This window comes from Mesorhizobium cantuariense (assembly GCF_042647205.1).
Classification (GTDB): domain Bacteria; phylum Pseudomonadota; class Alphaproteobacteria; order Rhizobiales; family Rhizobiaceae; genus Mesorhizobium; species Mesorhizobium cantuariense.
In genome coordinates this window covers 3,775,313-3,799,163 of the sequence record NZ_JBHRVD010000001.1, presented here as the reverse complement: position 1 = coordinate 3,799,163, position 23,851 = coordinate 3,775,313, and the positions used below count along the sequence as shown (strand labels likewise).

The 23,851-nt window shown below is 63.0% G+C and carries 23 protein-coding genes; 17 read left to right on the top strand and 6 right to left on the bottom strand.

Annotated features, from left to right (window positions below; genetic code table 11):
* Positions 1-3: 3 nt before the first annotated feature.
* The 4 genes from ACFOJ9_RS18410 to erpA are packed head-to-tail and all read right to left on the bottom strand — an operon-like array spanning position 4 to position 2,023.
* Positions 4-408, bottom strand: coding sequence for a hypothetical protein (locus ACFOJ9_RS18410; protein WP_378980315.1), 405 nt, complete (start codon positions 406-408; stop codon positions 4-6).
* A gap of 57 nt (positions 409-465) precedes the next feature.
* A complete protein-coding gene (xth, locus tag ACFOJ9_RS18405) occupies positions 466-1,260 on the bottom strand; it encodes an exodeoxyribonuclease III (protein WP_378980314.1) in 795 nt (264 codons plus the stop codon).
* Complete coding sequence (locus ACFOJ9_RS18400; protein ID WP_378980313.1) at positions 1,257-1,673, bottom strand: VOC family protein; 417 nt, start codon at positions 1,671-1,673, stop codon at positions 1,257-1,259. The genes xth and ACFOJ9_RS18400 overlap by 4 nt, the downstream gene beginning before the upstream one ends.
* 2 nt (positions 1,674-1,675) lie before the next feature.
* Entirely contained in the window at positions 1,676-2,023 is a 348-nt protein-coding gene (erpA, locus tag ACFOJ9_RS18395) for an iron-sulfur cluster insertion protein ErpA (RefSeq protein ID WP_378980312.1), read from the bottom strand.
* A 73-nt stretch (positions 2,024-2,096) separates the two neighbouring features.
* On the opposite strand from erpA, the gene ACFOJ9_RS18390 reads away from it, so the two are divergent.
* The 13 genes from ACFOJ9_RS18390 (at position 2,097) to ACFOJ9_RS18330 (ending at position 18,322) form a co-directional block, all read left to right on the top strand.
* A complete protein-coding gene (locus tag ACFOJ9_RS18390) occupies positions 2,097-3,311 on the top strand; it encodes a deoxyguanosinetriphosphate triphosphohydrolase (protein WP_378980311.1) in 1,215 nt (404 codons plus the stop codon).
* Positions 3,312-3,386: 75 nt separating this feature from the next.
* Positions 3,387-5,144 (top strand): arginine--tRNA ligase, encoded by a 1,758-nt coding sequence (argS, locus tag ACFOJ9_RS18385; RefSeq protein WP_378980310.1) that lies wholly within the window; start codon positions 3,387-3,389, stop codon positions 5,142-5,144.
* A gap of 103 nt (positions 5,145-5,247) precedes the next feature.
* A complete protein-coding gene (locus tag ACFOJ9_RS18380) occupies positions 5,248-8,610 on the top strand; it encodes an SPOR domain-containing protein (protein WP_378980309.1) in 3,363 nt (1,120 codons plus the stop codon).
* A 133-nt stretch (positions 8,611-8,743) separates the two neighbouring features.
* Positions 8,744-9,763 carry a beta-N-acetylhexosaminidase gene (gene nagZ, locus ACFOJ9_RS18375; RefSeq protein WP_378980308.1) on the top strand — a complete coding sequence of 340 codons (1,020 nt, stop codon included), beginning with the start codon at positions 8,744-8,746 and terminating at the stop codon, positions 9,761-9,763.
* Positions 9,764-9,824: 61 nt separating this feature from the next.
* Positions 9,825-10,625: a segregation and condensation protein A gene (locus tag ACFOJ9_RS18370; protein WP_378987875.1), complete on the top strand. Its 801-nt coding sequence runs from the start codon at positions 9,825-9,827 to the stop codon at positions 10,623-10,625.
* Positions 10,622-11,389: an SMC-Scp complex subunit ScpB gene (scpB, locus tag ACFOJ9_RS18365; RefSeq protein ID WP_378980307.1), complete on the top strand. Its 768-nt coding sequence runs from the start codon at positions 10,622-10,624 to the stop codon at positions 11,387-11,389. The genes ACFOJ9_RS18370 and scpB overlap by 4 nt, the downstream gene beginning before the upstream one ends.
* 169 nt (positions 11,390-11,558) lie before the next feature.
* Positions 11,559-11,780, top strand: a complete 222-nt coding sequence (locus ACFOJ9_RS18360) for a twin-arginine translocase TatA/TatE family subunit (RefSeq protein ID WP_378980306.1) — start codon at positions 11,559-11,561, stop codon at positions 11,778-11,780.
* A 29-nt stretch (positions 11,781-11,809) separates the two neighbouring features.
* Entirely contained in the window at positions 11,810-12,571 is a 762-nt protein-coding gene (gene tatB, locus ACFOJ9_RS18355) for a Sec-independent protein translocase protein TatB (RefSeq protein WP_378980305.1), read from the top strand.
* Complete coding sequence (gene tatC, locus ACFOJ9_RS18350) at positions 12,568-13,443, top strand: twin-arginine translocase subunit TatC (protein WP_378980304.1); 876 nt, start codon at positions 12,568-12,570, stop codon at positions 13,441-13,443. Before tatB ends, tatC begins: the two co-directional genes overlap by 4 nt.
* Before the next feature lie 197 nt (positions 13,444-13,640).
* Entirely contained in the window at positions 13,641-14,948 is a 1,308-nt protein-coding gene (gene serS, locus ACFOJ9_RS18345) for a serine--tRNA ligase (protein ID WP_378980303.1), read from the top strand.
* Between the two features lie 228 nt (positions 14,949-15,176).
* A complete protein-coding gene (gene surE, locus ACFOJ9_RS18340) occupies positions 15,177-15,935 on the top strand; it encodes a 5'/3'-nucleotidase SurE (protein WP_024503850.1) in 759 nt (252 codons plus the stop codon).
* Positions 15,932-16,591, top strand: a complete 660-nt coding sequence (locus tag ACFOJ9_RS18335) for a protein-L-isoaspartate(D-aspartate) O-methyltransferase (RefSeq protein WP_378980302.1) — start codon at positions 15,932-15,934, stop codon at positions 16,589-16,591. The genes surE and ACFOJ9_RS18335 overlap by 4 nt, the downstream gene beginning before the upstream one ends.
* A 210-nt stretch (positions 16,592-16,801) precedes the next feature.
* Positions 16,802-18,322, top strand: coding sequence for a peptidoglycan DD-metalloendopeptidase family protein (locus ACFOJ9_RS18330; RefSeq protein ID WP_378980301.1), 1,521 nt, complete (start codon positions 16,802-16,804; stop codon positions 18,320-18,322).
* Between the two features lie 116 nt (positions 18,323-18,438).
* Here ACFOJ9_RS18330 and ACFOJ9_RS18325 read toward each other — a convergent pair whose 3' ends face one another.
* Together ACFOJ9_RS18325 and ACFOJ9_RS18320 are read right to left on the bottom strand one after the other, a co-directional pair.
* The gene (locus tag ACFOJ9_RS18325) at positions 18,439-19,314 is read right to left on the bottom strand and encodes an ATP-binding protein (RefSeq protein ID WP_378980300.1); all 876 of its coding nucleotides are present in this window, start codon (positions 19,312-19,314) and stop codon (positions 18,439-18,441) included.
* A 147-nt stretch (positions 19,315-19,461) separates the two neighbouring features.
* Entirely contained in the window at positions 19,462-19,683 is a 222-nt protein-coding gene (locus tag ACFOJ9_RS18320) for a hypothetical protein (RefSeq protein WP_164778381.1), read from the bottom strand.
* On the opposite strand from ACFOJ9_RS18320, the gene yajC reads away from it, so the two are divergent.
* Genes yajC through ACFOJ9_RS18300 form a run of 4 tightly spaced genes read left to right on the top strand, consistent with a single transcriptional unit; the run spans position 19,592 to position 23,796 of the window.
* Positions 19,592-19,930, top strand: coding sequence for a preprotein translocase subunit YajC (gene yajC, locus ACFOJ9_RS18315; RefSeq protein ID WP_127270542.1), 339 nt, complete (start codon positions 19,592-19,594; stop codon positions 19,928-19,930). The two genes, ACFOJ9_RS18320 and yajC, sit on opposite strands and share 92 nt — an antisense overlap.
* 51 nt (positions 19,931-19,981) lie before the next feature.
* Complete coding sequence (secDF, locus tag ACFOJ9_RS18310; RefSeq protein WP_378980299.1) at positions 19,982-22,531, top strand: protein translocase subunit SecDF; 2,550 nt, start codon at positions 19,982-19,984, stop codon at positions 22,529-22,531.
* 28 nt (positions 22,532-22,559) lie between these two features.
* The gene (locus ACFOJ9_RS18305) at positions 22,560-22,952 is read left to right on the top strand and encodes an Mth938-like domain-containing protein (RefSeq protein WP_378980298.1); all 393 of its coding nucleotides are present in this window, start codon (positions 22,560-22,562) and stop codon (positions 22,950-22,952) included.
* Position 22,953: 1 nt separating this feature from the next.
* Positions 22,954-23,796 (top strand): phytoene/squalene synthase family protein, encoded by an 843-nt coding sequence (locus ACFOJ9_RS18300; RefSeq protein ID WP_378980297.1) that lies wholly within the window; start codon positions 22,954-22,956, stop codon positions 23,794-23,796.
* Positions 23,797-23,851: the final 55 nt, after the last annotated feature.

Genomic DNA, 23,851 nt, shown 5'->3' with positions numbered 1-23,851 from the left:
TGATCAGTTCCCGGTCGGCACCATGTTGGGCGCCGGCGTCGAGATCGGCGTGACGTACGGGTGCGGTGCCATCGTGTTTGCGGGGCAGCTGTCCGCGACCTTCGTCCACGAGGTGTTGTTGAGCACCATGTCGCAGCGAGCCAGATGGCTCTGGTCGGCAATCGTCAGGCAGGCGACCTGACCGATCTGGTAAGATTTCCCATTGGCCAAGCATTCCTGATCGGCATGAGCCGCTGCAGGAGCGGCCATGGCAAATGCCAAGCCGATCGGACAAAGAGTAAATCGTATGGTCATGGAACCCCAGCCGCCATGCTGACCCGCAATGAACGGCGCGAATGTGGCGATATGAGGGTTCAGAGCGTGATCCCGAAAAGTGGGGGGCCGGTTTTCGGAAAAGATCAGGCTCAAACAAGAGGATAGAGCCCCATCCCGACTCCATCGGGATGGAACAGGCTCTAGCCGTTGTCAGGCCGGCTGCAAAGCCAGATCGATCGCCACCGGGACGTGATCGGACGGCTTTTCCCAGGCGCGTACATGCTTTTCGATCGAGGCCGACGAGAACCGATTGGCGGCTTCCGGCGACAGCAGAAGATGGTCGATGCGGATGCCGTTGTTCTTCTGCCAGGCACCGGCCTGATAGTCCCAGAACGTGTAGGTGTCGGGTCCGTCGGTGACCGCGCGCACCGCCTCGGTGAAGCCAAGGTTGAGCAGCCGGCGGAAGGCCTGCCGCGTCTGCGGCTGGAACAGCGCGTCACCCAGCCAGTTCTCCGGAAACCGTGCGTCGATCGGCTCGGGAATGACGTTGTAGTCGCCGGCCAGCACCAGGGCCTCTTCAAGCTCGAGTCGCTCCTTCGCCCAACGCTCCAGCCGCGCCATCCAGGACAGCTTGTAGGGGAACTTTTTCTCGTCATCGATCGGGTTGCCGTTCGGCAGATAGAGCGAGGCGACGCGCAATGCGCCCTTGTCGGTCGAGAAAACGCCTTCGATGAAACGCGCCTGCTCGTCGGCATCGTCGCCGGGCAGGCCTCTGATAACCTCGTCGAAGCGCAGCTTCGACAGGATGGCGACGCCGTTGAAGCCCTTCTGGCCATGGGTTTCGACATTGTAGCCAAGCGCCTCGATCTCGGCGCGCGGGAACTGCTCGTCGACCGTCTTGATCTCCTGCAGGCAGACGATGTCGGGCGCGCTTTCGGTCAGCCAATGGGTCAGGTTGCCGATGCGGGCGCGGACGCCGTTGATGTTCCAGGTGACGATTTTCATGACGGTCTCGATGCTGTTCTGTTGGGCTCTTGCGGCGGATGGCGTTCGACCAACCCGATCGTATTGCCAGCCGGGTCCTTTAGGAAGGCCATCCATTCGCTTTCCCCCGCCGGACCGAACTGGCCTTCGGTATCGCGATGGACGAGCGTCGGCGGCGCGGTGAAGGGTACGCCCGCGGCGACCGCCGAAGCATGGAAGTCATCGAGGTCTGATATGTCGAGATAGACGGTTCCGGCCGGTATGCCGTCGGTGAACAGCAACCTGATATCGCCGGCCATGATGAAGGCGATGCCCGGCGGATCGAAGCGCGCGTGGACAGCCATACCGAGTACGTCGCGCCAGAAAGCCAGCGTCGCGTCGAGGTTGCGTCCAGCCGACAGCGCGATCTGACGGACCGCGCCGATTGCAGGCATTTCTATATGGAAAAGCTCGTGCCGCAGCCGCAGGAGGCGACTGCGTTCGGGTTCCTGATCTGGAACGACTGGCCCATCAGATCGTCGACGAAATCGATCACCGAGCCGCCCATATAGACCAGCGACAGGTCGTCGATCAGCACCGTCGCGCCATCCTTCTCGATGGCGACGTCGTCGTCGTTGCGGGTATCGACCAAGTCGAACTTGTAGGAGAAGCCCGAGCAACCGCCGCCTTCGACCGACACGCGCAGCGCCGTCTTGCCGGCTTCGCCCGAGACAATCTTGGCGATCCGCCTGGCGGCGGCCTCGGTGATATCGACTTTCATGGCAGTCTTGGCATCCGCGCCCATGGGCGTCACCTTGCTTTCGGTTTCACATGATAGGTATGAAGCGCGACGGGGCAAGTCAACTGCGGCATCGATCATGACCAATGAGTTGGGCGACATCGGATTCGGCTATCGGCCGCGTGCCGCCTATGCCTGCGATCCGGCAAAGTCGCGCGGACGGCTGTTCGACGAGGTGGAAAGCCCGACCCGCACGCCGTTCCAGCGCGACCGTGATCGCATCATCCATTCGACGGCGTTCCGCCGGCTCAAGCACAAGACGCAGGTCTTCATCGCGCATGAAGGCGACCATTACCGCACCCGGCTGACCCATTCGATCGAAGTGGCGCAGATCGCGCGCGCCCTGGCACGGGCGCTGCGCGGCGACGAGGATCTGGCCGAGGCGGTGGCACTGGTGCATGATTTCGGCCACACGCCCTTCGGCCATACCGGTGAGGACGCGCTGAACGAGAAGATGGCCGCCTGGGGCGGTTTTGACCACAACGCGCAATCGCTGCGCATCGTGACAAGGCTGGAGGCGCGCTACGCCGAGTTCGACGGGCTGAACCTGACCTGGGAAACGCTGGAAGGCCTGGTCAAGCACAATGGACCGTTGACGGATGTCAACGGAAAAGGCCTGAAAGGGCCGGTGCCGCAGGCGATCCGTGATTATTCCGAGCTGCACGATCTCGAACTCGACCGGTTTGCCGGCATCGAGGCGCAATGCGCGGCAATCGCCGACGATATCGCCTACAACACGCATGACATCGACGACGGGTTGAGGGCAGGGCTGCTGACGCTGGACATGCTGGAGACGGTTTCGCTGCCCGGAACCATTCTGAGAGGCGTGCGCGCGCGCTATCCCTCCCTCGATGATGTGCGCACCGGCCATGAACTGATGCGGCGGCAGATCACCGCCATGGTCGAGGATGTCATTGTCACCACCACGGCCAATCTCGAACGCATCAGGCCGCAGAGCGCCGATGCGGTGAGAGCGGCGGGCGAGACGATGGTGGCTTTCTCGACCGAAATGGCCGCCTTAGAGAAAGAACTGAAGGCCTTTCTCTACAAGCATCTCTATCGGCACGCGGAGGTGATGCGGGTGCGGGCGGGCGCCGAGCAGATCGTCAACGATCTGTTCGACGCCTATTTCGCCGATCCGCGCGCCATGCCGGATGGCTGGCGCGTGGGGCTGGATCGGGCCGACGATCGCATCAAGGCGCGCAGCGTCGCCGACTTCCTGGCGGGTATGACCGATACCTACGCGCTCAAGGAACACCGGCGTTTGTTTGACCATACGCCTGAATTGAGCTAGGGCGGGCTCGATTTTGCCGGCCAACGAGCCGGATTCGCTGCAAAGCCGCCAGAGCCAGACCCCAGAGTCACACAAATGAACATCTTCGCCGATTTCACCGCGCGAATCATAAAAGCCGTCGAAGCGCTTGATCTGAAAGACAATGACGGCGTTTCGCCTGACCTGTCGCGCATTGCCGTCGAGCCGCCGCGTGACGCCAGCCATGGCGACCTGGCGACCAACGCGGCGATGGTGCTGGCCAAGCCGACCGGCCAGAATCCGCGTGCGCTGGCCGAAAGACTGGCGCAGGCGCTGCGTGACGACAAGGATGTCGCCGCGACAGAAGTGGCCGGCCCAGGCTTCGTCAACCTCAGGCTCAAGGACGGCTTCTGGCAGACGCATCTGACCGCACTGCTTGGCGAGGGCCGCAACTATGGCCGCTCGACGGTTGGCGGCGGCAGGAAGACCAATGTCGAATATGTCTCGGCCAATCCGACCGGGCCGATGCATGTCGGCCACTGTCGGGGCGCCGTCGTCGGCGATGCGCTCGCCAACCTGATGGCCTTCGCCGGTTACGACGTGACCAAGGAGTATGTCATCAACGATGCCGGTTCGCAAATCGACGTGCTCGGCCGCTCGGTCATGCTGCGCTACCGCGAGGCGCTGGGCGATGATGTCGGCGAGATTCCGGCCGGGCTTTACCCCGGCGATTACCTGGTGCCAGTCGGTCAGGCGCTGGCCAAGGAGTTCGGCGGCTCGCTTCTGCAGATGCCGGAAGACGAGGCGCTCGCCATCGTCAAGGATCGCACCATCGATGCGATGATGGCGATGATCCGCGAGGATCTGGCGATGCTCAACGTGCATCATGACGTGTTTTTTTCCGAACGCACGCTGCACGCCGACAATGCCAAGAAAATCCGCTCGGCGATCAACGATCTGACGCTGAAGGGCCATATCTACAAGGGCAAGCTGCCGCCGCCCAAGGGCGAGAAGCCCGACGATTGGGAGGACCGCGAGCAGACGCTGTTCCGCTCGACCGCGGTCGGCGACGACATGGACCGCGCGCTGGTCAAGTCCGATGGCTCGTTCACCTATTTCGCCGCCGACGTGGCTTACCTGAAAGACAAGGTCGATCGCGGCTTTGTCGACCTGATCTATGTGCTCGGCGCGGACCATGGCGGCTACGTCAAGCGGCTGGAAGCCTTGGCGCGGGCGATTGCCGGCGAAGAAGTGAAACTCACCGTGCTGCTTTGCCAATTGGTGAAACTGTTTCGCGATGGCGAACCGGTGCGCATGTCGAAGCGGTCCGGTGATTTCGTGACGCTGCGCGAAGTGGTGGAGGAGGTCGGCCGCGACGCGATCCGCTTCATGATGCTCTACCGCAAGAACGATGCACCGTTGGATTTCGATTTCGCCAAGGTGACCGAGCAGTCCAAGGACAATCCGGTGTTCTACGTGCAGTACGCCTCGGCGCGCTGCCATTCGGTGTTCCGGCAGGCGAGCGAGCAGCTGGGCGAAGCCAATTTCGACCGCAACAGCCTGGCGTCCGCCGTGGCTTTGCTGACCGACGAGGGCGAGATCGGCCTGATCCGCAAGCTTGCCGAATACCCGCGTCTGATCGAGTCCGCGGCACTTGCGCTCGAGCCGCACAGGCTGGCATTTTACCTCTATGATCTGGCTTCCAGCTTCCACGGACACTGGAACCGTGGCACGGATAATCCGGACTTACGTTTTGTTAAGGTTAACGACCGACAATTGACGCATGCCAGACTAGGGCTGGTGCAGGCTGTTTCGGACGTTTTGACGTCCGGCCTGACGTTGATCGGAGCCGCTGCGCCCACCGAAATGCGTTAGGTTTGACTAAATAACCTGTCACCTTTTGCCCACATTGCGCTGGTAAGGGCCAACCCTACGCGACGTCCATGGCGTCCGAATGAGTGCGAGTTCGGGAACAATAATGGCAGACAGAACCCAGCTGAGAGTAGCCGACAACAACGACATCTCTGACGATGATCCGTTCGCGGAACTGACCAGGATCATGGGGTTCGACCCGCGTCAGCCGGTCAAGCCGCAGTCGCCCGCCCAGCCGAAAGCCCCAGCCGCCGATCACGTGGCGGAAGAGGGCGATTTCGATATCGATCTCGAGAAGGAGATGATGGGCGAGTTCGGCGCTGACGACAGCGACGCCGCTCCGGTTGCCGAGGCTCATGAACCGACATTCGAACATGAGCCGGCGTTCGACGCGGCTGATGCCAGCGCAATGGACGACGAGCTTTCGGTGTCGCTCGACGACGATTTCCATCTGGACTTGGACGAAGTCGACGACCACGCAGCCGGCGCCAGCCATGCGGCCGGCGCTGAAACTGCGCCAGCTGTCGAGCCGGCTTTCGAGTCCGATTTCGACAATGCCGTCGCCAGTTCGCTTGAGGATGTCTCGCCCTTCGAGGACGATCAGCCGATGGCGGACGAGCTTGCCGCGTCGCTCGACCAGGACTTTCGGATCGATGAGGAAGCCGAAGAGGCCCAGAACGCAGTTGCCGTCGCTGACGCGCCTGCTGTCGAGATGGCCGCTCCCGATCATGAATTCGACGATGCGGCTGCGATCTCGCTCGAAGACGAGCTGATGCTCGACGACCATTCGGCGGCGGAACAGTCCTACACGGCTGCCGATCCGGTCGAATATCCCATGCCGGAGCAGGCGGCTGCGCGTGACGGCCAGGCCTCCGACGAGAATTTTGTCGGCGACTTCGACGATGCCATGGCTGATGTCGACATGGATTTTGATAGCCGCGCGGATGAGCCGGTCGCCTTCGAGGAGCCGGAAGCGCATGATGGGCTTGCCGATACCGCGGACGCGAAGGGCGAGATTTCCAGCCCTGAAGGCGCATCGGATGATGCTTTCGACCTGAATCTCGACGACACGTTTGCCGAGACGATCGAAGAGCCGGTCGCTGAAATTGCCGCCGCTCCGGTCCAGCCGGTGGCGCCAGCCGCTGATATGGCCGAGCCGGTGCAAGCTCCGATAGCGGATGAACGAAGCCTGGAAGACGAGTTGAATGCGCTGCTCGGCACCATGACCGCGCGTACGGCGCCGGTGGCCAGGGAGCCCGTCACGGCTCAGCCAGCTGTCGCCGCTCCGCCGCCTGTCGCCGAAGCAGCAGAGGCCGCCGAAGAACCGGCCGAACTTGTCGGCGACCTCCACTGGGACCTTGACGAACCCGCGTCCGAGCAGCCTCAGCACCTTGGCGGTGCGCAGGCGGCCGATGCGAATCTTGACGATCGTCTGTTTGATGAAGTTGAGGGCCAGGATCCGGGCCCGGATGCTGCCGGGCAGGGCGATATCGATTTCGACAATGATGCGTTCGACGCGGCTTTGGCCAAGAGCCTCGACCCGCGTGACGCGGCCCGGGACAATTTGGCGGATTCTCTCGATTGGCTGGCGGAACGTTCCGCGCCGCCAGAGCCAGCCCGTTCGTGGAGCCGCGTGACGCCGGTTCCGCAGCAGCCGTCATTCAGCGCTCAGCCTGCGTTTAGCGCTCAGCCGGCCGCTTCGATGGCATCCATAGCCGCGGTGCCGTCCTACCGTTCGACCGAGCCAGTCGAGACTGTCGCTCCTGCAGCCCCTGCGTCCGAGCCGCAATCGCGGCAGTCCGCGCGTTACGAAGACATGCCCGATGTCGAGACAGTCGATGTGCCCGAGCGTGTCGTGGCGCTGGCGGACGATCTCGATATTCCGGAACTGCACTTCGAGGAAGATCAGCCGGCGTCGTCTGGCTATGACGATCTCGATGCCGAGTTCTCCAGCCTTCTCACCGAGATGAATGCGGTGGAGGTTGCTGCCGCTCCCGCAAGCAACGTGGCCGGCGCGTCTTACGACGATGACTCCTACGCCGCAGGCTTCAAGCCGGGCTATGACAGCGTCAAGCCGGGCTATGACGTCAAGCCGGGCTATGACGGTGTCAGCCAGGGCTATGACAGTGTCAAGCCTGGCTATCAGCCCGAGGCGCGGACCTATGCGGCGCGGCCGATGGACGTGTCTGCCCGCGCGGCGGCGCCCACGGGTTATGCCGATGCCTCCGATGGCTTCGATCTCGACAATCTGCCTGGCAGCCAGCCGGTTTCACAGGCGGATGATTTCACCGTCGATGAACTGGACTACGATCCTGAACTTGACGAGGCGATGGCTGTTCCGGGTCTCGGCGAACGCGAGGTCGCAAGGCCTTCGCGCGGACGCGGCCTGTTCATTGCCGCAATTGTCGGCGCGGTGGCGGTGGCTGGTGGCCTCGGTGCCTTTGCACTGTCTTTCGGCGGCAAGGGCGGCAGCGAAGCGCCGGTGATCGTCAAGGCCGACAACGCGCCGATCAAGGTCAAGCCCGAGAATCCGGGCGGAGCCGTGGTGCCGAACCAGGACAACAAGGTCTACGACGCGGTCAGAGGCGCGAAGCCCGCCGAGCCGGTTCAGGAAAAGCTGGTCACCAACATCGAAGAGCCGGTGGACGTCCAGGCGAAAGACCCGGCCCGCGCCATCGATCTTTCGCCGGACCAGAACGCAGGTGCCGTTGGAACCGATGACGGCAATGCCGCACCGACGGCCGGCGCTGCTTCTGCCGACAACACGGCGCCCGCACCCAAGTCCGAGGATCGCATCGCGCAGGTGCTGCAGGATGCCGACAAGGGCACCAATGCCGATGTCGTCGCCGTTGCGCCGCGCAAGGTGAGGACCATGGTGGTCAAATCGGACGGTTCGTTGGTGCCGCGCGAAGATCCGGCTCCCGCCGCCCCGCAAGTGGCCGCAACGGAGCCGGTCGACCCGGCGCCGCAGCATGTTGCCCCGTCGGCGCAGGCCGATGCGGACCAGACCGGCACGGTGGCGCCTGTCGCCGCTCAGGCGGACGTCGAGCCGGCCCTCAAGCCGGTAGCCAAGCCCAAGGCTGAGGCCAAGGCGCAGTCGACCAACACGCCGGCCAAGGTTCCGCTCGCGCCGCAGCGCCCGTCCGACCAGCCGGTCGACGTCGTCGGCGAGGTCAAGCCCGATCAGGTTGCGTCCATCGATCCGGCATCGACCGCGACCGGCGGTGGTTCATGGTCGATGCAGATCGCTTCACAGCCGACGGTCGAAAGCGCCCAGTCGAGCTATCAGGATCTGCAGCGCCGCTACGGCAGCGTGCTTGCCGGGCGTACCGCCAACATCGTCAAGGCCGAGATCGCCGGCAAGGGCACGTTCTACCGTGTGCGCGTTCCGGCCCAGTCGCGCAATGACGCGATCAATTTGTGCACCAGCTACAAGGCCGCCGGCGGCAACTGTTTCGTCTCGCGCTAGAGCCGGAGCCACCCAATCAAAAGCCGGCGCGGTCACCGCGCCGGCTTTTTTTTATGGGGAAAGCAGATCTGGCGTTGCACCGTATGTCATCCCGGCGATTCCCTTTGATCGCGCGAAGCTTTAGACTCTCGATATGACCGAATCAAAATCCATGATCCTCGGCTGTGCCGGGAAATCGCTCACCCGCGAAGAAATCAATTTCTATCGCAACGAATGCCCGTGGGCCTTCATCCTGTTTGCGCGCAACATCGGCGAGACCGAACAGATCCGCGATCTGGTCGCCTCGATGCGCGACTGTATCGGGCGCCCGGACGCGCTGGTGTTCATCGATCAGGAAGGCGGCCGTGTGCAGCGCCTGCGGCCGCCGCTGGCGCCGAACTATCCGGCCGGTGGCGCGCTTGGTGCGCTGTGGCGCGACGACCATGATGCCGGCGCCCGCGCGGCGTGGCTTATGGCGCGGCTGCATGCTTTCGACCTGCTGCGTTACGGCATCACTGCCGATTGCCTGCCGGTGCTCGACGTGCCGATCGAGGGCGCCAGCGACGTTATTGGTGCGCGCGCCTATGGCAAGGACCCGCGACCGGTGATTGAACTTGGCCGTGCCGCCGCGGAAGGGTTGATGGCAGGTGGCGTGCTGCCTGTCATGAAGCATATTCCGGGCCATGGACGCGCCTTTGCCGACACGCATTTCGAATTGCCTGTCGTCAATGCCTCGCTCAGCGATCTGCAGCGGCATGATTTCGCCCCGTTCCGGGAGCTCAACCATCTGCCGATGGCGATGACGGCGCATGTCGTCTACAGCGCGATCGATCCCAACAACCCGGCGACCACCTCCGGCAAGGTCATCGACGAGATTATCCGGCGCGAAATCGGCTTCGACGGGCTGCTGATGAGCGACGACACCTCGATGAAGGCACTTTCTGGGGATTTCCCGACAAAGGCGGCCTCGATCCTTGCGGCGGGCTGCGATCTGGTCCTTCACTGCAACGGCGTTTTCGAGGAGATGGCGGGCATTGCATCGCGGACCACGGGGCTCGAGGGCACGTCGCTGGAGCGCGCAAAGCGGGCGCTGACCTATATAAAGAACCGCGACACGGTTGAAGAAACCGAAATACGCGCTGAATTCGCCACCTATTTCGAGGCGGTGGCCTAACAGAGGAAAGTGACAGGCAGTGGCGGAAACATTGGAAAGCAAGGCCGCAAAGGCCGCACCGATGGACCGTCTGTGGGCCGAGAATGACGATTCACGCGTCACCGGCGACCCGTCGTTGGTCGTCGACGTGGCCGGCTTCGAAGGCCCGCTCGATCTTCTGCTGCATCTTGCCCGCACCCAGAAGGTCGATCTGGCGCGCATTTCGATCCTGGCGCTGGTCGAGCAATATCTGACCTTTGTCGAGACAGCGAGGGCGCTCAGGCTCGAGCTTGCCGCCGACTATCTGGTGATGGCGGCGTGGCTGGCCTTCCTCAAATCGAAACTTCTGATCCCAAAGCAGCCGGGCGACGAGGGCGAAAGCGGCGAGGAACTGGCGGCGGTGCTGCAGTTCCGGCTGAAGCGGCTGGAAGCTATGCGCGACGCCTCGGCGCGTCTGGTCAACCGCAACCGGCTCGGCCGTGACGTGTTCGCGCGCGGCATGCCGGAAATGGTCATCGTCGAAAAGCGCAACGCCTATTCGGCCTCGCTCTACGATCTCTTGACCGCCTACGCCCAGCAGCGGCAGAAGCAGGCGATCAACAATGTGACGATCGCCAGGCGCGGTGTCTGGTCGCTCAAAGACGCGCGCGACATCTTGACCCGCCTGGTGGGGGCCGTGAGCGACTGGACGACGCTGGAGAGTTTTCTGATCGCGTACATGACCAGCCCGGAAGAACGGCGCACGGCGATCGCCAGCTCTTTCGCGGCCACGCTGGAACTGGTGCGCGATGGCACGATGGACATGCGGCAGGACGAAGTGTTCGCGCCGATCTATCTGCGCGGCCGCACGCAGGCAATCAAGGCAGTCGAGGTGGCATCATGAGCGAACGCGCCAACGCTTCGGTTATTCCGTTCAAGGTCGGTGACGAACCCGAAGAGGAGTCGCTTTCCCAGGACCCGGCCGAGCAACAGGTGCAGAACCCGGCCGAACGGCTGCATCTGGCGGAGGCCGTGCGCATGGCCGAGGCGATCGTGTTCGCCAGCGCCGAGCCCGTCAGCGAAAAGCAGCTTGCGGTACGTCTTCCGGATGGCATCAACATCGCCCTGGCCATGGCCGAGCTGCAGCAGATCTATGCGCGGCGCGGCGTCAATCTGGTGCGTATCGGCGAGGCCTGGGCGTTCCGCACGGCCGGCGATCTCGCCTTCCTGATGAGCCGGGATACTGTCCAACAAAGGAAGCTCTCCCGCGCGGCGCTCGAAGTGCTGGCGATCATCGCCTATCACCAGCCGGTGACGCGCGCCGAGATCGAGGACATCCGCGGCGTCGAAACCTCGAAAGGCACGCTCGACACGCTGCTGGAAACGGAATGGGTGCGCATGCGCGGCCGGCGCAAGACGCCGGGACGCCCTGTCACCTACGGCACGACAGACACCTTCCTCGACCATTTCGCGCTGGAGGAGATCCGCGATCTTCCGGGCATGGAGGAACTGAAAGGGGCGGGACTGCTTTCAGGCCGCATGCCGTCGAATTTCGCCATTCCGCAGCCGCCAGCCGATCCCGACGCGTTGACCGACGACGAGGATGCGCTGACCGACATCGATCTCGAGGAACTCGGCCTGCTGACGCCACGCGTCACGGAAGATTGACTGGCATTGGCCGCCAGTCTGTCGAGGATGCGCGGATTCGTAGCGGGCCATCACGCCGAAAATGCGTGACATCCGTCACCCTTTCATAAACTCTGTCGCAGTTGTGTTTGAATCCCAACGCGAAAACGCATAGATCATCGCCAGGGAAAACATTCGAGAGAGATTTGCTATGGGTTCATTTTCGATTTGGCACTGGATGATCGTGCTGGTGATCGTGCTTTTGGTGTTCGGCCGGGGCAAGATTCCCGAGCTGATGGGCGACATGGCCAAGGGCATCAAGAGCTTCAAGAAGGGCATGGCCGACGACGAGGTTGCCGAAGACAAGCGCACCGTCGAACATCGCGCCGACGAGACCGTTACCGCCGCGAAGGAAAAAGCCAGCAAGAGCTGAGCCACGGGTTCTAGTCGGAACAGAGTGCCATGTTTGAAGTCGGCTGGACCGAAATGCTGGTCATCGCGATCGTCATGATCGTGGTCGTCGGGCCCAAGGATTTGCCCAATATGCTGCGCACCTTCGGCCGCACGACGGCGAAGCTGCGCGCCATGGCGTCCGATTTCCAGAAGCAGTTCAACGAAGCGCTTAAGGAAGCCGAGCTCGACGACGTCAAGAAGTCCGTCGACGAGCTCAGGGGCATGAGCCCGATGGCCGAGATCAGGAAGCAGCTCAATCCGTTCGAACAGGCTGCGGCCGACGTTCGCTCCGGCGTCGACTCGGCGATGAAGCCGAAGCCGGCAGCCGATCCGGCAACCCCTGCCGTTTCGACCCCGCAGGCGGGCGAGCCGTTGAAGAATGGTGCAACGACCATGCCTGGCGTCAACGGGCCGGAAGCCGCGCCGGTTTTCCCGGCAATGACCGACGAATCGGTGGTGACGTCGTCAGTGTCGACGGCACCTGTCGTGGCGCCGAAGGTGTCCGCGGCGGCGAAGAAAGCAGCCAAGCCTGCGCCGGCAAAGACGATACCGGTTGCAAAAGCACCGGCCAAGGCTTCGGCAAATGGCGCGAAGGCTCCCGCGCCCAAGGCGCCCGCGAAGATCGTGACGGCGGCAAAGCCTGAAACGCCCAAGGCCGCGAAGCCTGCCGCGGCCAAGGTCATCGCGACCAAGACCGTGGCGAAAGCCGAACCGAAGCCTGCTCCGGCGAAGAAGCCGGTGGCCAAGAAGACGGCGGGAGCCGCCAAGTGAGCGTTTCGGACACCGAAAAGGACGAGATCGAGAAATCGTCGGCGCCGCTGATGGAGCATCTGATCGAGCTGCGCCGGCGGCTGATCTGGTCGCTGGGCGGTTTCTTCGTTGCCTTCCTGGTCTGTTTCTTCTTCGCCAAGAAACTGTTCAACCTGCTGGTCGTGCCGTTCAAATGGGCGACGCAATGGGCAGGGCTCGATCCGCACAAGGTCGAGCTGATCTACACCGCGCCGCAGGAATTCTTCTTCACCCAGGTCAAGCTCGCCATGTTCGGCGGCATGGTGATTGCCTTTCCGCTGATCGCCACGCAGATCTACAAGTTCATCGCGCCCGGCCTCTACAAGAACGAGCGCAACGCCTTCCTGCCGTTCCTGATCGCATCGCCCATCCTGTTCCTGATGGGCGCATCGCTGGTCTATTTCTTCTTCACGCCGATGGTGATGTGGTTCTTCCTCGCCATGCAGCAGGCCGGCACCGACGATCAGGTGCAGATTTCGCTGCTGCCGAAAGTGTCGGAATATCTCAGCCTGATCATGACGCTGATCTTCTCCTTCGGCCTGGTGTTCCAGTTGCCGGTGGTGACCAGCCTGATGACACGGGTCGGTATGCTGTCGTCCAAGGGGCTGGCCGAGAAGCGCAAATGGGCGATCGTCATTGCCTTCGTCGTCGCGGCGATACTGACGCCGCCCGATCCGATGAGCCAGATCGGCCTCGCCATCCCGACCATCCTTCTTTACGAGGTCTCCATCTGGGCTGCCCGGCTGATCGAACGCGATCAGGAAAAGCAGCGGGTGGCGCGCGAGAAGCAGGAAGCGGCGGAGACCGTGGCGGACAAAGCCCCGGAAGAGCCTCCGGCGCCGGCTGCCTCGTAGGCAACAGAGCGGCGGCAGCGGCGGAAAAAGACAGTCGCCGCCCAGCCCATCTTGCATCGATCTCAGATGCGGTTTACGCCCTCTGGCTGAAACGCATCGCACTCAAAGCGATGCGTTTCAGTTTTGTTTGAAGCATGTCGTTGTCCCAAAACCGCTGCGCACTTTTGGGCGACATGCTACCCAGGAGCGTTCAAACCATGCTTGACATCAAATGGATTCGCGACAACCCGAAGGCCCTTGTCGAGGCGCTGGTCAAGCGCTCGTGGTCGGCGGGTGAGGCGCAGTCCACGGTCGACGGGCTGATTGCCTCGGACGAGGCGCGGCGCGAACACGTCACCGAACTGCAGACCAAGCAGGAGCGCCGCAACGCCGCCTCGAAGGAGATCGGCAACGCCATGCGTTCGGGCGACGCGGCCCTTGCCGAGAAGCTGAAAGCCGAAGTCGGCGAGATAAAAACCTTCATCCAGAATGGCGAGGCGCGAGAACGCGAGCTCGACAAGGCGCTGAGCGATGCGCTGGCGGTGCTGCCCAATGTGCCGTTCGATGACGTGCCGGTCGGCAAGGACGAGCACGACAATGTCGTCAAGCACATCGTCGGCAAGGTGCCGACGCGGCCGAACTGGGTGAAGGAGCATTTCGAGATCGGCGAAGCGCTCGGCATGATGGATTTCGAGCGCGCGGCAAAGCTGTCAGGCTCGCGCTTCACCGTGCTGAAAAGCGGGCTGGCGCGGATGGAACGCGCGCTCGGCCAGTTCATGCTCGACCTGCACACCACCGAGCATGGCTACGAAGAAGTCATCCCGCCGCTGATGGTCAAGGACGATGTTCTCTTCGGCACCAACCAGTTGCCGAAGTTCGAGGAAGATCTATTCTTCACGTCACACGGGGAGGGCCGGCTTGGCCTGATCCCGACCGCCGAAGTCCCGCTCACCAACCTGGTGCGCGAAGAAATCACCGCGCATGAAAAACTGCCGCTGCGCTACACCGCGCTGACGCCGTGCTTCCGTTCGGAAGCGGGTTCGGCCGGGCGCGACACGCGCGGCATGCTGCGCCAGCATCAGTTCTACAAGGTCGAGCTGGTGTCGATCACCGATCAGGAGTCTTCACTCGCCGAGCACGAGCGGATGACGCAATGCGCCGAGGAAGTGCTGAAGCGGCTCGGCCTGCCGTTCCGTACCATGACGCTGTGCACCGGCGACATGGGCTTTGGCGCGCGCAAGACCTACGACATCGAAGTCTGGCTGCCCGGCCAGAACGCCTATCGCGAGATCTCGTCCTGTTCGGTTTGCGGCGATTTCCAGGCGCGCCGCATGGACGCCCGCTACAAGGACAGAGACGGCAAGGGCAACCGCTTCGTCCACACGCTCAATGGTTCGGGCACTGCCGTCGGCCGCGCTCTCATCGCTGTCATCGAAAACTACCAGAATGAGGATGGCAGCGTAACCATTCCTGAAGTGCTGCGGCCTTACATGGGCGGCCTGGAAAAGATCGAGTCATCAAAGTGACTAGCTTGGCAGTGTCGCGTTCCTTCGCGCCCCCCTCTGTCCTGCCGGACATCTCCCCCTCTAGTGGGGAGATTGCGCTGTCGTCGCGGCTTTCGCCAATTATTGGCGTAACAAGGAACGCGGCGGCGAGCGAGCTGCCGATCTCCCTCCTTGAGGGGGAGATGGCCGGCAGGCCAGAGGGGGGCGCCATAGAGCGCTGCCGTCAGTCCAATTCTGCGAAGGGGCTTCATGCGTATCCTCCTGACCAATGACGACGGCATTCATGCCGAGGGCCTGGCGTCGCTCGAACGCGTCGCGCGCACGCTGTCCGACGATGTCTGGGTGGTGGCGCCGGAGCAGGACCAGTCCGGCTATGCTCATTCGCTGTCGATCTCGGAGCCGCTGCGGCTGCGCAAGATCGGCGAGAAGCATTTTGCCGTGCGCGGCACGCCGACCGATTGCGTCATTATGGGCGTCAAGAAGATCCTGCCCGGCGCACCCGACCTGATCCTGTCCGGCATCAATTCCGGCGCCAACATCGCCGACGACGTCACTTACTCCGGCACTGTTGCCGGCGCCATGGAAGGCGCACTGCTCGGCATCCGCTCGATCGCGCTCAGCCAGGGCTACAGCTATGTCGGCGAGGATCGTGTCGTGCCTTACGAGACGACCGAGGCGCTGGCTCCGGCACTCCTGAAGAAGCTGGTCGCAACACCGTTGCCGGACGGTGTGTTGCTCAACGTCAATTTTCCCAACTGCACTCCCGAGGAGGTCGCCGGCACAGTGGTCACCTCGCAAGGCAAGCTCGTGCACAGCCTGTGGGTTGACGAGCGCCGCGACGGGCGCGGCCTGCCTTACTACTGGCTGCGTTTCGGCCGCGAGCCGGTCGAAGGCAAGCAAGGCACCGACCTCTACGCTCTGCGCAACAGGCTGGTGTCGGTGACGCCACTGCAACTCGACCTCACAGCGCATGAAATCCGTGACCAATTGAGCAAGGCGCTTGCATGAACCACGGCCTCCAGAACGATGACCGCGAAGGCTTTGCCGCCTTTCTGCTGCGCCTGCGTGGCCGGGGAACGGTGCCGAAGGCGCTGATCGCGGCTTTCGAGGCGACGCCGCGGCGCGGGTTCCTTGGTGCCCAGTTCCATTCCACCGCCTGGTCGGATCGCATGCTGCCGATCGAATGCGGCGAGGCGATCGAAGGCGCCGACATGCAGGCCGCAGTGATCGCGGCGCTCACCATCGAGCAGGGCAACCGCGTGCTCGAGATCGGCACCGGTTCCGGCTATACCTCGGCGGTGATGTCGCGGTTGGCGGCGCGGGTCGTCACCACCGATCGCTACAAGACGCTCGTCGAGCAAGCCAGGCAGCGCTTCGAGGCGCTCGGCATCGGCAATGTCATCGTGCGCCACGCCGATGGTTCCGGCGGCCTGCCGAATGAAGGGCCGTTCGATCGCATCGTTGCATGGGCGTCCTTCGACAGCCTGCCGCGCTTCCTGCTCGACCAATTGTCGAGCGGCGGCATCGTCATCGCCCCGATCGGACCCGAGGAGGGCGAGCAGGTGCTGGCCAAGCTGACCAAGGTCGGCAGCCGGTTCGAGCGCGAGGATATCGGCCTCGTTCGCCTGCAGCCGATCTTGCGCAGTGTCGCCGCTATTATCTAGCGTATGTCGATGTTTAGGTGATGCCGCGCTGCAAGCGAACGCTTGGCGCGCCCGTTTTCGACTCCGGCTGGCCTGACCTGAAATCTCCCTTCAGCTCGTCCTCTAATATTTTAAGAAAAATTGCGTCGGATTCCATGGGGTTAACCGTCGAGTAACATTAACGCGCTTTAATCATGCTTAGTTTGTACCGGGTATGTGCGGGTTAGTGCGATGCAACTCAGTGTTTTGAAGACAAGCGGTCGCAATCTGGCGCGAGGCTGCGCCATACTGATGGTCGCGGGTGCTGCTGCGGGGTGCAGTTCCCAGGTTTCGCGGTTCAATGGCGTCGACGACGTCTTTACATCCTCGACCAACAATCAGCGCGCCATCATCAACAAGCAGGACGCCGTGCAGCAGCCCTATCCGGGTGATGTCGCGGCTGCTCCGATCGATGGCAGCCACACACAATCGGTCAGCCGCTCCAGCCTCGAGCCGGTCTCGACGCGGCCGCTGCCGCCACCCGTTGCCCAGGCGCAGCCGGCTCCCGCACTGGCGCCTGCCTCAAAGCCGGTCCGCACCGCATTGGCTCCGGCGCCGCATGTCGACAGGACCACGACCGGCACCGTCGCCCCAGTGGCATCGCCGTTCAAGGTTGCGCAGCCCGATGAACCGCGAGTGGCGACTTCCGGCACTGCGCATGCGACCGAGATCGTCGTCAGGGACGGCGAAACGATCTCCGGCCTGGCGCAGCGCTATAAGGTGCCGTCCGACGTGATCATGAAGGTCAACGGGCTGAGCGCGACCAAGGGGCTGAAGACCGGCCAGAAGCTGGTCATCCCGGCCTATGCCTATTCGAGCAAGGGCGAGCCGAAAGTCGCCGATGCCAAGCCGGCGAAAGACGGCAAGCACGACCTGCCGGCGACTGCGCCGGACAAGGTCGCCGTTCTGCCGCAGCAGCCGAAGCTCAAGGAGGGCAAGTCCGCCACTCAGGTCGACACGTCGGCCGCGGCAAGCCAGCCCAAGGAGCCCAAGCCGCAGGTAGCCGCGGCCAAGGCGACCAATGCAGCTGGCACCTATACGGTCCAGTCGGGCGACACGCTTTCCTCGATTGCCAGAAAGACCGGCGTCGGCGTCGTCGCCATCAAGCAGGCAAACGGCATGCAGGATGGCTTGCTCAAGATCGGTCAGACCCTGAAGGTGCCGGCTGGCGGGACCGCGACCGTCGCCAGCGCCAAGCCGGCCAAGATCGATCCGGTGACGACGGCCACGACGCAGCCAGCGGCAAAGACCACGCCGTCGGAAACGCTGGCGTCCTACACGCCGCCGAAGAAAGATTCGAAGGTCATTCAGCAGGCCGAGGCCGACGACGCCGTCGCGCCCGACGCCACCGGCATCGGCAAGATGCGCTGGCCGGTGCGCGGTCGCGTGATCTCCGGTTTCGGCTCCGGCAAGGATGGCGTCGACATCGCCGTGCCCTCGGGCACACCGGTCAAGGCGGCCGAGAATGGCGTCGTCATCTATGCCGGCGACGGCCTCAAGGAATTCGGCAACACGGTGCTGGTGCGTCACGAGAATGGCCTCGTCACCGTCTACGGCCACGCCAGCTCGATCGAGGTGCAGCGCGGCCAGAAGGTCAAGCGCGGCCAGGAGATCGCGCTGTCGGGCATGAGCGGCACGACGGACTCGCCGAAGCTGCACTTCGAAGTGCGCAAGAATTCGGCTCCGGTCGATCCCTCCGGCTATCTCGAATAGTCGGGGGGTTATCTCGAATAGAAGAAAAAAAGCAATTTGCGGGACGTCTGACCTCCAGTCCGCCCGCCGGCTCAGCCCGCTCCGCAAGGGGCGGGCTTTTTCAGCTTCGAGACGGGTCAGTCCTTCAGCGGTTTACCGAGCCGTCCGGCCAGATCCTGGGTGAACTGCCAGGCGACGCGGCCCGAGCGGCTGCCGCGCGTTGTCGCCCATTCCAATGCTTCGGCGCGTAGCTGCTCGGGATCGATGACAAGGCCATGATGGCTGATATAGCCATCGATCATGTCGAGATATTCGTCCTGTGAACATTTGTGGAAGCCGAGCCACAGGCCGAAACGGTCGGACAGCGACACCTTTTCCTCGACCGCTTCGGACGGGTTGATCGCGGTCGAGCGCTCATTGTCGATCATGTCGCGTGGCAACAAATGGCGGCGGTTTGAGGTGGCATAGAAGATGACATTGGCCGGGCGGCCCTCGACGCCGCCTTCGAGCGCTGCCTTCAGCGATTTGTAGGAGGTGTCGTCGTGGTCGAAGGAAAGGTCGTCGCAAAACAGGATGAAGCGGAAGCGGGCCGCCTTCAGCAATCCCATCAGCTTCGGCAGCGTGTCGATGTCCTCGCGGTGGATTTCGATCAGCTTCAACGGCAGGTCGGACTTGGTCCTGGCGTTGATCTCGGCATGCACGGCCTTGACCAGCGACGATTTGCCCATGCCGCGCGCCCCCCACAGCAACACGTTGTTGGCTGGATAGCCGGCGGCGAAGCGTTCGGTGTTGTCGACAAGGATGTCGCGGACGCGGTCGACGCCGCGGATAAGGCCGATGTCGACGCGGTTGACCTTGCGCACCGGCTCCAGATAGCCCGGATCGGCCTGCCAGACGAAGCAATCGGCCTCGCCGAGGTCGGTTTCGGGCACGGGCGGTGGGGCGAGGCGGGTCACCGCCTCGATCAGCCGGTCGAGTTTCTGGTTCAAGGCTTCAATGCTGCTGTCGGTCATGTCTGTCTTTTGTTTTCGCGTTTTTGACGTGCGGGAGCGTGAACCTGCCCGATTCCGTCGGGTTCGAAACCGGTTGCAACCTTTTGTTCGAGCGTGATCTTTTCCGCAAACCGGCTCGCGCTTTTCGCGATCATGCTCTAACACGGCTCAACAGGCCGGAAAAGCAGCCGATTTGGCCGGCCGCGCAGTTGCATTGACAACTTTACCGACTATATTCCGGCCAAATTTCAAGGGGCCGCCAAATTGGCGGCTGTTTTCAAAATTCAGGAGTACCTCGATGTTCGTGACACCGGCATACGCCCAAGGCGTCGGCGCTTCTCCCGACATGTTCATCAGCATTTTGCCGTTTGTCCTGATTTTCGTGATCATGTATTTTCTGATCATCCGGCCGCAGCGCACGCAGCTGAAGAAGCGCGGCGAGATGCTGGCCGCGGTTCGTCGCGGCGATACGGTCGTCACCGGCGGCGGCTTTGTCGGCAAGGTGACCAAGGTGATCGACGATAACGAACTCGAGATCGACCTCGGTAATGGCTTGAAGGTGACGGCGCTGCGCTCGACGATCGCCGATGTGCGCGTCAAGGGCGAGCCGGTGGCCAACCAGAACGCCAAGAAATAATCCAATTTTAGGCGGAGCAATCCGCAGACACGCTCTGACGGACGACGCCATATGCTGTATTTTTCGCGCTTCAAGATGATCCTGATCTGGGTGGCCGTGGCCATCACAGTGATCCTCGCCGCGCCCAACCTCATCCCCGCAAGCACCTTGGCCCAACTGCCCAGCTGGGTGCCGAAGCGTCAGATGACGCTCGGCCTCGATTTGCAGGGCGGCTCGCACATCCTGCTGGAGATGAATCAGAACGATCTGATCAAGGACCGGCTGGAGACGACGCGCGACGAGATCCGCACGCTGCTGCGCGACGCCAAGATCGGCTATACCGGCCTTGCCGGCACGGGACGGACCTTGCAGGTCCGCATTACCGATCCCGCCCAGGTCGATGCCGCCAAGACGGCGCTGAAGACGCTGACCGATCCGGTCGCTGCCGGCCTGTTCACCGGCGGCTCCATCCAGGAAATGACGCTCGACGATTCCGAGCCCGGCCTGCTCAAGTTCAACGTCACCGATGCCGGCGTCAAATATCGCACATCGACCGCATTGACGCAGTCGATCGAGGTGGTCGAGCGCCGCGTCAACGAACTCGGCACGACCGAACCTATCGTGCAGCGGCAGGGCGACGACCGCATCCTTGTCCAGGTGCCGGGTCTTCAGGACCCGCAAAGGCTGAAGGAAATCCTCGGCCAGACCGCCAAGCTGACCTTCCAGATGGTCGACCAGTCGATGCCGGTGCAGGACGCGCTCAATGGGCGTCCGCCTGCCGGTTCGTCGGTGCTGTATTCGCAGGACGATCCGCCGGTTCCCTATCTGATCGAGAACCGCGTCATCGTCTCGGGTGAAAACCTCGTCGATGCACAGGCGACCTACAATTCGCAGAACAACGAGCCGGTGGTGTCGTTCCGCTTCGACTCGAAGGGCGCCGCGCGCTTCGGTCAGGCCACTGCGCAGAATGTCGGCAAGCTGTTCGCCATCATCCTCGACAATCAGGTGATTTCGGCGCCGCAGATCCGCGAGCCTATCCTGGGCGGCACCGGCCAGATCTCCGGCAATTTCACCGCCCAGAGCGCCAACGACCTCGCCGTGCTGCTGCGCGCCGGCGCCTTGCCAGCGACGTTGACGGTGATCGAAGAACGCACAGTGGGCCCCGGTCTCGGCCAGGATTCGATCCATGCCGGCAAGGTGGCCGGCATCATCGGCTCGATCCTCGTCGTCGCCTTCATGTTCGTCGCCTACGGCTTCCTTGGCTTCCTCGCCAACATTGCGCTGGCGGTGCATGTGGCGATGATCGTCGGTGTGCTCTCGCTGCTTGGCGCGACGCTGACCTTGCCGGGCATCGCCGGTATCGTGCTGACCATCGGCATGGCGGTCGATTCCAACGTTCTGATCTACGAGCGCATCCGCGAGGAGCGACGCGCCGGCCGCTCCGTGATTCAGGCGATCGATACCGGTTTCACCAAGGCGCTGGCAACCATCGTCGATTCCAACATCACCTCGCTGATCGCGACGGTGGTGTTGTTCTATCTCGGTACCGGGCCGGTTAAGGGCTTTGCCATCACTTATGCGATCGGCATCCTGACAACCGTCTTCACCGCCTTCACCTTCACCCGCCTGCTGGTCTCGATCTGGCTGCGCCGGGCACGTCCAAAGGAGTTGCCGCGTGCCCCGGTAACCTTCGTTCCGCCTGGCACCAAGATCCCCTTCATGGGCATCCGCCGCTGGACGTTCACACTGTCAAGCGCGCTGTCGATCCTGTCGGTGGTGCTGTTCATGACCGTCGGCATCAATTACGGCATCGACTTCAAGGGCGGTTCGCTGATCGAGGTGCAGGCCAAGAGCGGCAATGCCGACCTCGCCGACCTCCGTGCCAGATTGACGGAACTCAACATCGGCGAAGTCCAGGTGCAGCAGTTCGGTACGCCGAACGACGTGCTGATCCGCGTCGGGACGCAGGATGGCGGCGAGAATGCCGAGCAGACCGTCATCGACAAGGTGCGCGGCGAACTGCAGGACAATTATGACTTCCGCCGCGTTGAAGTGGTGGGACCGACCGTCTCCGGAGAACTCGCCAAGCAAGGCACCATCGCCATGCTGATCGCGCTGCTCGGCATCCTGATCTATGTCTGGTTCCGCTTCGAATGGCAGTTCGCGGTCGGCGCCATCGTTGCGACGGTGCACGATGTGGTGATGACACTTGGCTTCTTCGTCATCACCGGACTGGAGTTCAACCAGTCATCGCTGGCGGCGATCCTGACCATTATCGGCTATTCGCTGAACGATACGATCGTGGTCTATGACCGTGTTCGAGAGGATTTGCGAAAATACAAGCGGATGCCGCTGCCGCAACTGTTGAACAACGCCATCAACGAGACGCTGTCGCGAACGACGCTGACCTCGGTGACGACGATCCTGGCGCTGCTGGCGCTGGTGCTGTTCGGCGGTGAGGTGATCCGCTCGTTCACCATGGCCATGCTGTTCGGCGTTGTCTTCGGCACCTATTCGTCGATCTTCATCGCCGCACCGCTGCTGATCCTGTTCAAGCTGCGGCCGCAGGCTTCGGCCGACGAGGAGAAGCCGGTCAATGGCGGCAAGGCGGTCGCGACCTGACGCGCCGCCCCGTGGGGGTGACAGAACGGTGACCAGCAAAGGCATCGTCATCCGCGAGGCGCATTTTCCAGGCCGCGCGCCGATCGAAGCCTACGGCAATGGCGGGTTCCGCTTTGCCGACATGTCGCATCGCGGTTCGCTCATGTGCCTGCCGTCCGGCATCCATGGCTGGGAGCCGGCGGATCCTCTGGCGCTGACGGTGGCGGATTTCGACAGGCTGCTGACTGAGGCCGACAAGGTCGAGATCCTGCTGGTCGGCATGGGTAGGGATCTCCGGCCATTGCCCGCCGCACTGCGGGCCGCGCTGAAGGCGGCAGGCATTGCGTCCGACCCGATGTCGACCGGCGCCGCGGTACGGACCTACAATGTCCTTCTGGCGGAAGAGCGCGCCGTGGCCGCCGCGCTCATCGCCGTCGATTGACATGTCCCAGAATGCCAAAATCGTCATGGATGCGGTGCGCGCCGCCGACCATGACCGCTATCTGACCGCGCTCTACGCGCCGGCCGACAAGCGCGACGTGCTGTTTTCGCTCTATGCCTTCAATGCCGAGATCGCAGGCATTCGCGATCGCATCCATGAGGCGCTGCCGGGCGAGGTGCGGCTGCAATGGTGGCGCGATGTCATTGCCGCCGGCGGGGAGGCGGGCGCCGGCCATCCCACAGCCGAAGCCTTGAACGCCACCATAGCAACATTCAGCCTGCCGAAACTGGCCTTCGAGAACATGCTCGATGCGCGCATCTTCGACCTCTATGACGACCCGATGCCGTCGCGCACCGATCTGGAGGGCTATTGCGGCGAGACGGCCGCCGCGCTCATCCAGCTTGCGGCGATGGTGCTCGATCCCGGTGAGGCGCCGCGCTTTGCCGAACTGGCGGGGAGGGCGGGATGCGCGCAGGCGATGACCGGCCTGTTGCTGCTCTTGCCGCTGCACCGCAAGCGCGGACAATGTTTTATTCCGGCTGATATCCTTGCTGCGGCCGGCTCTTCGCCGCAAGAGTTCGTCACCGGCGACGGCGGTCCTGGCGCCAAACGCGTCGCGGCGGCGATGATGGCGCTGGCGCGGGACCATCTTTCCGCCTTCGAACAGGGGGCATCGGCCTTACCTGTTTCGCTGCGCCCGGCATTTCTGCCGCTGGCTCTGTCGCGTGCCTATCTCGGCAAGATGGAGAATGGTTCACCGCTCGATGGTGTGGCGCGGCTGTCGGCCTTGCGCAGGCATTGGCTGCTGCTGCGTCGTGCGAGCAAGGGCTGGCCGGCACTTTGACGTAAACGTCAATCATGCTAAGGATTCCCCGCGCCGAAACTGTTGCCGAAGACGA